Genomic DNA, 9,584 nt, shown 5'->3' on the forward strand with positions numbered 1-9,584 from the left:
TCTCTTCAAGGATAGATCATGCCACTCGAATCTCTCACCCAAATCGCGTTTTCAGATCCCGCTCTGCATGCCAAAGGTCTTTTTATCGGAGGGGAATGGCTGCCCGGACGCGGCATCCCTGTCATCAACCCGTCAACTGCAGAACAACTGGCCGAGGTGGCGGACGCCTCGGTTGCCGATGCGATGAATGCGGTCGCTTCCGCCCAGACCGCTGCGGCAGGCTGGCGGGCGACGCCACCCCGCCAGCGTGCAGAGGTTCTGCGCCGCTGGTTCGGGCTGATGACCGACCATGCCGAAGATCTGGCCATGCTGATCTCGCTCGAGAATGGCAAATCCCTGACCGATGCCCGGGGCGAGGTCGCCTATGCCGCTGAGTTTTTCCGCTGGTATGCCGAAGAAGCTGTCCGCATCGCGGGCGAATTTCGGCAGGCCCCTTCCGGAGCGAATCATATTCTTGTCGATCACGACCCGATCGGCATAGCGGTCCTGATCACACCGTGGAACTTTCCGGCCGCAATGGCGACCCGCAAGATAGGCCCTGCGCTTGCGGCCGGCTGTACCGTTATCCTGAAACCGGCCTCTGAAACGCCACTGACCGCCTACGCCATGGCACGTCTGGGCGCGATGGCGGGCGTTCCTGCCGGTGTGGTCAACGTGATCACCACCAGCCAGCCGGGCCCCGTGGTCAATGCCATGCTGGCAGATCCACGCGTGCGCAAGCTGTCCTTTACCGGATCCACCGGGGTGGGCCGGGTGTTGATCGCCGAGGCAGCAAGGACCGTGGTATCTTGCTCCATGGAACTGGGCGGCAATGCGCCGTTCCTTGTCTTTGATGATGCGGATTTGGACGCCGCTCTCGATGGCGCCATGATCGCCAAAATGCGCAACGCAGGTGAAGCCTGCACGGCAGCCAACCGCTTTTACGTGCAGGCCGGGATTCATGATGCCTTTGTCGCGGGCCTGACCAAACGCATGGCTGCGCTGAAGGTGGGGCCGGGAACAGACCCGGCCACACAGGTTGGCCCGATGATCACCACAAAGGCGGTCGCAAAGATCGACCGGCTGGTGCGTGACGCAGTAGCGGGCGGGGCCAATGTGACCACGGGCGGCATGCCCCTGCCCGGGTCAGGATATTACTACCCACCAACGGTTATCGAGAATGTCAGCGCAAACGCCGAAATCGCGCGGGAAGAGATTTTCGGGCCGGTGGCACCCGTCTACCGCTTCGACAGCGAGGCGCAGGCGATCACGCTCGCCAATGCCACCGAATACGGGCTTGCGGCCTATGTCTATTCGCGCGACCTTTCGCGTGCGCTGCGGGTGGGCAAAGGCATAGAAACCGGCATGGTCGCCATCAATCGCGGCCTGATGTCGGACCCGGCCGCCCCCTTTGGCGGGGCCAAGCAAAGCGGGCTGGGGCGTGAAGGCGGGGTTACCGGGATCATGGAATATCTGGAACCGAAGTATTTCGCTGTAAATTTCTAAGAGGGCCGATGACACAGGATCTGTACCGCAACCGAGATTTCATTCCGGATTTCGATGCGCTGATGGCGGAAATTGCGGCAAGGTCAGCCGAGCTTGCCGCCAGGGTGACCGTGCAGGCCGATGTCCCCTATGGCCCGGACCCAAGGGCCCGGATGGATATTCTGTTTCCCCCAGGCGTGAAGAATGGGGCCCCCGTGCACATGTTTGTCCACGGGGGATATTGGCGGTCCGGCAGCAAGGCTGATCACCACCTTGTCGCGGCCCCGGTTCATGCTGCAGGGGGCATTGCTGTCATCACCGGCTATGGTCTGATGCCCTCGACCCGGTTGGGGGCAATCGTGGCCCAGATCCGCAGCGCGGCCCGACATATACTTGCGCTGGCCCCCACCCTTGGGGCTGATCCTGCGCGCTTTACCGTCAGCGGTCATTCTGCGGGTGCCCATCTGGTAAGCTATCTTGCCGCCCGAGGCCTGAAAGAACGCCCCGCGCCCGACCTTCCTGACATTCGGGGCATTCTCATGGTCAGCGGAATTTACGATCTGTCCGGCATTCCGACCAGTTTTCTCAGGGATGAAACTGCAATGACTACAGAGGAAGCCCGTGCCTGGTCGCCTCTGAGTGCCGCTCATCGGCCGGGCGTTTCGAGAGTCCTCACCCGGGGCACCCTTGAAACCGCACCATTTCAGGATCAGGCGCGTGCTTTCGCGGCCCTTCTTGATCACCATGGTCGGCCTAGCACCTTGCGCGAAGAGGCCGGCCTGAACCACCTGAGCATTGTTCTGGCCCTCTCCAACCCATCCAGCGCGCTTGGCGGTGTTCTGTCAGCGATGACAGCGGGTGAAGCCTAATCCGTCATCTGCCCATAGCAGTTCCAAACAAAGGTTCCTCATCGCGCTTTCTCGTTAATTTTCACCACATAAGCGCCGCGCTTGCGGAGATGCAGGTATGTCCGATAATCTTGCATTATCGGATCCAGAGGTAAGACGCTTGAAAATGCCAGTGGCCAAGCATGGAAGCCGCCTTCCACCCCTGCCCTGCCTGCGGCATGCACTTTGGCTAAAATGGGTTCTCCAGCATCACACCGGTTGGCACGAAGTCACTGACATTCCCGGTCACGACCGTGGCACCGCGACGGAGCGCCGATGCCGCGATCATGAGATCGGCCCCGTTGTGACCGATCTCTGCAGTCAGCCGACCCCAGATCCGCGCATCCTCGGCCTCAAAAAACAAAATGCGGTCTGAGAACAGGAGCACGGTTCGATCAAGCCAAGCCTTCAAATCACGCGCGAAGTCTGGATCTCTTGCCTGTTGTTGACGAATGCCGCGCTCAATTTCGCCAAGTGTTATGACGCTCAGATACAGGTCTTGTTCCGCCCTCCCCCGCAGCCATGCCGCGACTTTTGGTGCGCGGTCCGGACGGCGAACCGCAGAAATGACATTGGTGTCGAGGATGTACATCAGAAAGACACATCGCGTGGCTTTGCTTCGAGGCGGGCAAACTCCCCTCCTGGGAAGGCCATCAGATGATCGGCAAAACTCATCCGCGCGCTGACCGCACCCTCAAGCAGCCGATGGTATTCATCAGCCGACAGGATCACCACTGCGGGCTTGCCCCGTCGCGTCACTTCTTGCGGCGTTCCGGCGAGCGCCGCGTCGACGACCGCGCTGAACTTGTTCTTTGCATCCTGAACCGTCCACATTGCCATTTACCTGTCTAGCTGGATGTCTAGCTAGATATCGTGCAGCGTGATGCGGTTGTCAAGACAAGCTGTCCCGTATCGCTGTTTGAACGGTTGGTGATGAAACTTACTCCCCATCAAATCTGGCGCTGCGCGATTCATGCTTTAGCCTGACGAAGCCTGATCAACATCCGCACGCACGGGATAATGTTTCCATCAGACCGCGCTGGTGTGGCGGAAGGGTTCATCCTCCAAGAGCACCTCACCCCTGCCCCAAGCCCGGACTTGATGCACATGATTGCGTTCACCCAGAAGGTCTTCTGCTGCTCCGGCGACATTACGGCGCAGATCTCATTCAGGGCAGAGGCCACTTCGGTCTTTTTCGCGGCCTTCGCATCGGGTGGGGCGACTTAACAGCTGTTAAGTCATGCGAGGAATGCCCACGTACATTTGATGCATTAACAGCTGTTAAGCCGCATTGCGTCTGGACATCAGCGCCATGACCATTGGCCCGCAAGAGAACTCGCCCGCAGCGGCCTTGTTCGTCAGAGCGCGCAGATATCCCCCCGGCGATTTGATCTCAGCAAAGCGCTCCAGCATCGCGACAACAACTATCGACGCCTGTTCTGGGCCCATGCAGCGCTGTGCTTCGTCCCAAGCGGAGGCGCTGATCCCCATTGCCGGGCGCACTTGGCTGGCCGCGGCGAAAAGCTGATGCCAGTGTCGGATTTCGCCTGGATAAAAGGTCTTGAGGGACGGACAGCCCGCAATCACCAAATGGAGCGGGATCTTGGGTATCCGTCTGGTGTCTGGCGCTTCACTGTCAGCCTCAGCCTCGACAAGGACCGCTTCAGGCTCATCGATATCCGCCTTGCCGTTTTCCAAGGCATGTTCAAAATCTATAGAGTCTTTATTTGAATTATGATGGTGATGCTCAAAACGGGCATCATTGGTGACCATATTCTCTGTTTCAGCGCCATCGATACGGTTGCGCGCCTGGTCGAGCAGCGTCTCGAGAGAGGTCCGGTAAGTCTTCAGATCGTCAAGAGATAGCTTGCGCCGAAGAGCGCGCGCTATGAGGGCCGCCGTGTCGTTCAGCTGGTCCCAGAGGCCAAGACCGGGAAGCATCTCTTCGCCGAACTCTGCCAAGGCCGCCACGTCGCGCCGCATGAGGCTCACAATCTCCCTGAGCCGGCGCACACGGTCTTCAGCTTCACGCACAGCCTCTGCAGCGCGTGCAATCTCTTCTGCCCGGCAATAGAGCGGAGAAAGGTCGAAGCCGAAGGCCACGCGCTCGTCACCATGCTTGCGGATGTAGCGCTTCCCGTTGGGACTGTCGCGCCGCATGAGCAGCCCAGCCCCAACCAGACGGCTGAGGTGGCGCCGCATCGTCGAGCAGGGCATGCCGTTCAGTCGTTCGCAGATCGTTTTGTTGGACGGGAAAACGACCATTTCAGCATCGCCCCCAAGTGCATCATTGGGAAAGAAGCTGAGCAGCCCTTGCAGAACGGTCAGATCACGCTCAGAGACCCCAAAGGCAGCCTGCGCCTTGGACAGTTCGCGAAGAAGCGTCCACTTGTTTACGGGCTTGCCGGGCACAGAAGCTACTGGACGCTCGATCACACGCAGATGCGCATACGAGATCGGCCGCTTGAACGGCGAAATCGGTGTATACTCCATGATGTCATTCACGAAGGCAAAATTTCCCTGGCCCGCGAATCGCTTTACGCTTGCGGGAAAAGGGCCAGATCGCTACAGTCAGAGGTGCGAAAACTGAGTTTTGTAGCGGGCTGGTCCCATACGAAACCTAAGAAAGGTCTCGTGAAGCATGCTTCTCGGGGCCTTTTTCTTTTCTGCCTGTCTCGTGCCTCCTTTTTTTGGTGTTGCTCTTCCTCAGTCTTCCGAACGCTTCCAGCGCTCGTGAAGTTCGGCAATCAGCTGCGGGGCCTTGCCCTCAAGCCAGCTGACAAAACCCGGGTCATCAGCCTTCAGGTCAAGCTTGAGCTGCCTGCCGCGACGTGCGGTAATGACCACCGCAGCACCGACACCTGGAATGACCACACACGGCTCATTTCGGGGCTGCGATACGGGGGAGGGGCGCTTGGCCTTAGCCGCTGCCGCCAACACTGCTAAAAATGCTGCATCAGAGGCCTCCTCCACACCTCGAGAATGGGAGGACTTGGCTCCGGTCGCCACTGCCGCGAGGTGTTGACGGTCGATCTGCGCATCGCTCATCGCCTTCTTCAGATCTTCCCATCGGGGCCGCCCGATGCCGGGCGCCGCTCCAATCGCAAGGATAAGATCTTCGCCGACAGTGCGCACGACGCCCAACAGCTGCGAAACACCAGCTTCGGTGAGATTGAGAACCTCTGCCACACCCTTGTTGGTGCGTTCAGTCTCGCCGAGGTGATCTCCATTCAGCAAAGCGGATGCCACCAAGGCGCGTTCGATGAAACTCAGGTCCCGCCGCTCCTGGTTCTCCACCAGCTGATCCCGGAGCGCCTGATCCCCGTCCATTTCTGTGACGATGGCACGGACCCTGAGTCCAAGCTCCCGGCACGCCTCCAGCCGGCGCCGACCATAGATGAGGCTGTAGCGATCCCCGTCAAGCGGGCGCACCAAGATGGGCACCCGCTGTCCGCTTCTCGAAATCGAGGCTTTCAGGCCATCAATCTCGATCTGCAAGCGGTCGTCCAGCCTGCCGGTGGTCTCTATCGTGTCTGGATCAATCTCGAATACGCCGCCCCGAAGTCGGCGCCCCTCAAGGGCGTCTGGCGCGTTGCGCAAGGTCTGCAGCGGCAGTCCCAGTTTAGGCCTTCTTGCCATTGCGTCCCCACGTGCTTTGAACAATCGCAGCGATCTCGTCGTTGACGGCGTTCATAGACTCGATTGCGCGGTCAAACGTCTGGCGCGTGAAGTCCTTCTTGTCTGCTTCGTAAAGGGTCTGCTTGGTCAGCCCGGCATCCGAGATCGCCGTCGACTCGACCATATGGTTGGTCAAGACCGACCGGCCAAAAAGTCCCCGAATGAAGGCAATGACCTCCGTCTGAGGCGCATCACCCACCTTGTATCGGGTGGGCAGAAAGCGCAGCCAGTCAAAGCGCAGATTGGCGCCTGCATCACGGATCACACCGAGCAAGTCTGCCGTCATGCGCAAAAACTGCGACATGGACATGAGGTCGAGCATTTGAGGATGCACGGTGACCAGCACACCAGAAGAGGCAGACAGCGCAGACATGGTCAGAAAGCCGAGTTGCGGCGGGCAGTCGATCACGACCACATCGTAGTTGCTCTCGACACTGGCGAGCGCGTCCCGAACTCTTGCAAAAAAAGCGCGCGCGCCGCCGCGCTGGATCGCAGCCGGTGTCTCGTGCTCAAACTCCATCAGCTCAAGGTTGCCCGGAATAAGGTCAAGGCCGCGGATGTAAGTCTTTCTGATCACGTCGGAAATAGGAACGGGGTCGTCGTATCGAACCGCGTCGTAAAGTGTCCCGCCTTCCATCAGATCAAGTTCGGGCTGGATACCATGCAGCGCAGACATGGAAGCCTGAGGATCAAGGTCGATCGCCAGAACGCGATACCCCTTGAACGCCAGTCGCTGCGCAAGATGCGCCGATGTGGTCGTCTTGCCGCTTCCGCCCTTGAAGTTCACGACAGAAATCACTTGCAGCTCATCACCAGCGCGTCGCCCTGGCACATATGTTCCAGGCCTCTTAGCATTTGCCTCCAGGCTATGCCGAATCTCCCAGATATCATCGAGCGTGTAGCGTCTGTGGCTGCCCGCCGTGGTCTCCACATCCGAGATCTTTCCTTCGCGGTGCAGCTTGCGAAGGTAGGTGTGATCGACCCCAAGGAGTTCTGCGGCCTCGCCACTGCTGAGGCTGCGCATAACCTTCTTGGCATCTGGCGGAAAGTGAGCCGTGCGCTGCGCACGCAAATTGGAAGCAAGGAGCTCCGCAAAATGGCCAATAGCGATGTCGAGGTCTTGTTCTACTGCGCTCATACCCTGCTCGATCCGTGGGCGCGGTTTTTATGTGTCCGCGCGGTATTTTTCGAGACTATTGCCCGAGCAATCAGATTCGCGCAAGCTCTTTCTAGATCTGGTGCGGTAGCGTACAACACCCACAAGGATCACGGGACCCCAAAGTCAGACCTGTACAGTCACCAGGTGCCGCGAGAAGTTTGCGTCATAAGGGTTCGCAAAGGCGGGCGGGGCAGGGGGCTTTTGCCGATGTGCGGAATCACATCAGCCATTCGACCGGCAGCCAGCCGACGACCCTCACGGCAAGGCGCTTCAAGGCGGTAGAGCCTGGCTCGTCAGTCACTACAATCTGACGCGCCGTATCGGTCCAGATCACCTGGCCATGCCGGAGACCAACCTGCCAGGCGGCCCCTGACAGCCCCATGTCAAACACAGCATGAAGCGCCCCCGCAAGCCGCGGACTTTCGATCAGGATGCCCATCTCGGTGTTCAGCGTGGTCGACCGGGGGTCAAAATTGAACGAGCCGACGAACAGCCGCGCGTCATCAACGGCAAAGGTCTTTGCATGCAGACTGGCCTTTGACAGGCCCATGCGTCGACGCTTTCTGCCCGGGCGGTCAGGCGCCGCACCGGCATGCAGTTCGAAAAGCCCAAGGCCGGCGCGTAGCATCGCACGACGACGCTTTACATAGCCTGCATGTACGGCGACCACATCGGTTGCCTCAAGACTGTTGGTCAACGCGCGCACCGCCACACCGCGCGATGTCAAGGTGGTAAAGGCGTCTAGCCCCGCCTTGCCCGGCACCAGATAGGGAGACACCAGATCGATCCTTCGCTCGATCCGACCGACAGCCTGCATCAGGCGCGTGGCCAAAAGATCTTCTAGCGGCACCGCACCCAATCCTTTGACCGGATCATCGCTGACAAGCACCGCATGCGTCCATTCCAGCTCCAGACGACCGTTGTTGATTTCGGCACAGAGTTGGGCGCTGTTCAGGCCTGCAAGGTGATCACCAAAATGCGGGCTGTCACGAAACCGTGCCAGCCCATGTGCGATCGGGCTGCCCCCGGTCGCCGTTCCGATGATGGGACCGGCCGGATGCGCCGAAAGGCAAGCCCAGTAGCGGTCAAAATCCTCGGACACCGCAGGCACGATGGCACCCGTCGCCAGCACATCCAGATCGACGAACAGCGCATCGTCGCCAGTGTCAAAATACCTGTCGCCCACATTGCGCCCGCCCAGGATCGTCACAACACCATCGACCGTGAAGGACTTGTTGTGCATGCGCCGGTTCAATCGAAAGAAGTCGAAGGCATAGCAAAGGGCCTTGGCCCGACGCAGAGGAAAAGGGTTGTAAAGTCGCACCTCAACATTCGGATGCGCTTCAAGCTCTGCCAGTTCCGGATCAATCCCCGCAGTGCCGAGGTCATCCAAAAGCAGGCGCACCCGCACACCGCGATCGGCTGCACGCCGAAGGGCGTCCAGCAACATGTATCCGGTGAGATCGGCGTACCAAATGTAGTATTGGGCATCGATTGACGATACCGCCGCATCGGCAAGGGTGATGCGTGCCGCAAAAGCCTCGGTCCCGGTCGACAAGGGCCGGACGCCGGTCAACCTGCCCGGCGCCTCCGCGCTATGCCCGATGGCGCGGGCGATGGCGCCGGTGCCAATCGGGGGCAGGGCGGTGCTGTTGACACGGCCGGAGAGGGGCGGTGTCCGGAACGTCCTGCGGGCCAGAACCACGCAAACAATGGCAAACGCCAGTCCGACCAGCAGATATGCGGCCGCGCCGGTCATTCCGCGCCGGCCATTTGCGCCAGGCTGGCATGCGCCAGATGCCGGAAGCGCGCGATAATCGGGCGATGATCCGACGCGATGATCGCCTGCGGCTCGACAACAACGCTGCTGCTCAGCAATTCCAGATCGCGGCTATAGGCGATGCGGTCAAGGTTGAGAAAGGGGCGGCCCGAGGGAAAGGTGGGTCCGGGGCTGTGCAAGCGCAGCCAGTCGGGCAGCGTTTCAAATCCGCGCCGGTCGCGCCATTCGTTGAAATCGCCGGCGATGACCGTTGGCCTTGGGTCAAGCTCGGCGAGCCGCGCGGCGATGAAGCCAAGCTGCTTGCGGCGATTGCCGCGCAGAAGGCCCAAATGCACCCCGACAACGCGCACCGCATGATCACGCACCTTCAGATCGGCGATGACCACACCACGCGGCTCCAGTGCCGGCAAGTCATGCAGATAGATCTTGTCGACCTCGATCCCGGGTCGCTTCAGCATGGCGATGCCATGCCATCCCAATCCGACCGCTGTCGGGGTCAGATCGATCACCTCAAAGGGCCCGATCCTGCCATGAAGGCGCGGCAGGGCGGCAGGACGGGGGTGCATGCGAAAATCGGCTTCCTGCAACAGCACGACATCGGCGTCAAAGCCAACGA

The 9,584-nt window shown here is 60.2% G+C and carries 9 protein-coding genes; 2 read left to right on the forward strand and 7 right to left on the reverse strand.

What is annotated here, in order from left to right:
- Positions 1–18 precede the first annotated feature (18 nt).
- Complete coding sequence (locus CXR43_RS17155) at positions 19–1,485, forward strand: NAD-dependent succinate-semialdehyde dehydrogenase (protein ID WP_103336170.1); 1,467 nt, start codon at positions 19–21, stop codon at positions 1,483–1,485.
- Positions 1,486–1,493: 8 nt separating this feature from the next.
- Positions 1,494–2,333 carry an alpha/beta hydrolase gene (locus tag CXR43_RS17160; RefSeq protein ID WP_103336173.1) on the forward strand — a complete coding sequence of 280 codons (840 nt, stop codon included), beginning with the start codon at positions 1,494–1,496 and terminating at the stop codon, positions 2,331–2,333.
- Positions 2,334–2,541: 208 nt separating this feature from the next.
- On the opposite strand, the gene CXR43_RS17165 is transcribed toward CXR43_RS17160, so the two are convergent.
- From CXR43_RS17165 to CXR43_RS17200, 7 genes are all read right to left on the reverse strand, one after another.
- A complete protein-coding gene (locus CXR43_RS17165; protein ID WP_103336176.1) occupies positions 2,542–2,943 on the reverse strand; it encodes a type II toxin-antitoxin system VapC family toxin in 402 nt (133 codons plus the stop codon).
- Positions 2,943–3,185: a type II toxin-antitoxin system Phd/YefM family antitoxin gene (locus CXR43_RS17170; protein WP_103336178.1), complete on the reverse strand. Its 243-nt coding sequence runs from the start codon at positions 3,183–3,185 to the stop codon at positions 2,943–2,945. The genes CXR43_RS17165 and CXR43_RS17170 overlap by 1 nt, the downstream gene beginning before the upstream one ends.
- A 447-nt stretch (positions 3,186–3,632) precedes the next feature.
- Positions 3,633–4,844 (reverse strand): plasmid replication protein RepC, encoded by a 1,212-nt coding sequence (gene repC, locus CXR43_RS17180; protein ID WP_103336184.1) that lies wholly within the window; start codon positions 4,842–4,844, stop codon positions 3,633–3,635.
- A gap of 213 nt (positions 4,845–5,057) precedes the next feature.
- Positions 5,058–5,990 (reverse strand): plasmid partitioning protein RepB, encoded by a 933-nt coding sequence (gene repB / locus CXR43_RS17185; RefSeq protein ID WP_103336187.1) that lies wholly within the window; start codon positions 5,988–5,990, stop codon positions 5,058–5,060.
- Complete coding sequence (repA, locus tag CXR43_RS17190; protein WP_103336189.1) at positions 5,974–7,167, reverse strand: plasmid partitioning protein RepA; 1,194 nt, start codon at positions 7,165–7,167, stop codon at positions 5,974–5,976. The genes repB and repA overlap by 17 nt, the downstream gene beginning before the upstream one ends.
- A gap of 238 nt (positions 7,168–7,405) precedes the next feature.
- Positions 7,406–8,947, reverse strand: coding sequence for a phospholipase D family protein (locus CXR43_RS17195; protein ID WP_103336192.1), 1,542 nt, complete (start codon positions 8,945–8,947; stop codon positions 7,406–7,408).
- On the reverse strand, positions 8,944–9,584 hold a 641-nt coding region (locus CXR43_RS17200), incomplete at its 5' end, for an endonuclease/exonuclease/phosphatase family protein (RefSeq protein WP_103336368.1). The genes CXR43_RS17195 and CXR43_RS17200, both read right to left, overlap by 4 nt.

This window comes from Pseudotabrizicola formosa, assembly GCF_002900965.1.
Classification (GTDB): Bacteria; Pseudomonadota; Alphaproteobacteria; order Rhodobacterales; family Rhodobacteraceae; genus Pseudotabrizicola; species Pseudotabrizicola formosa.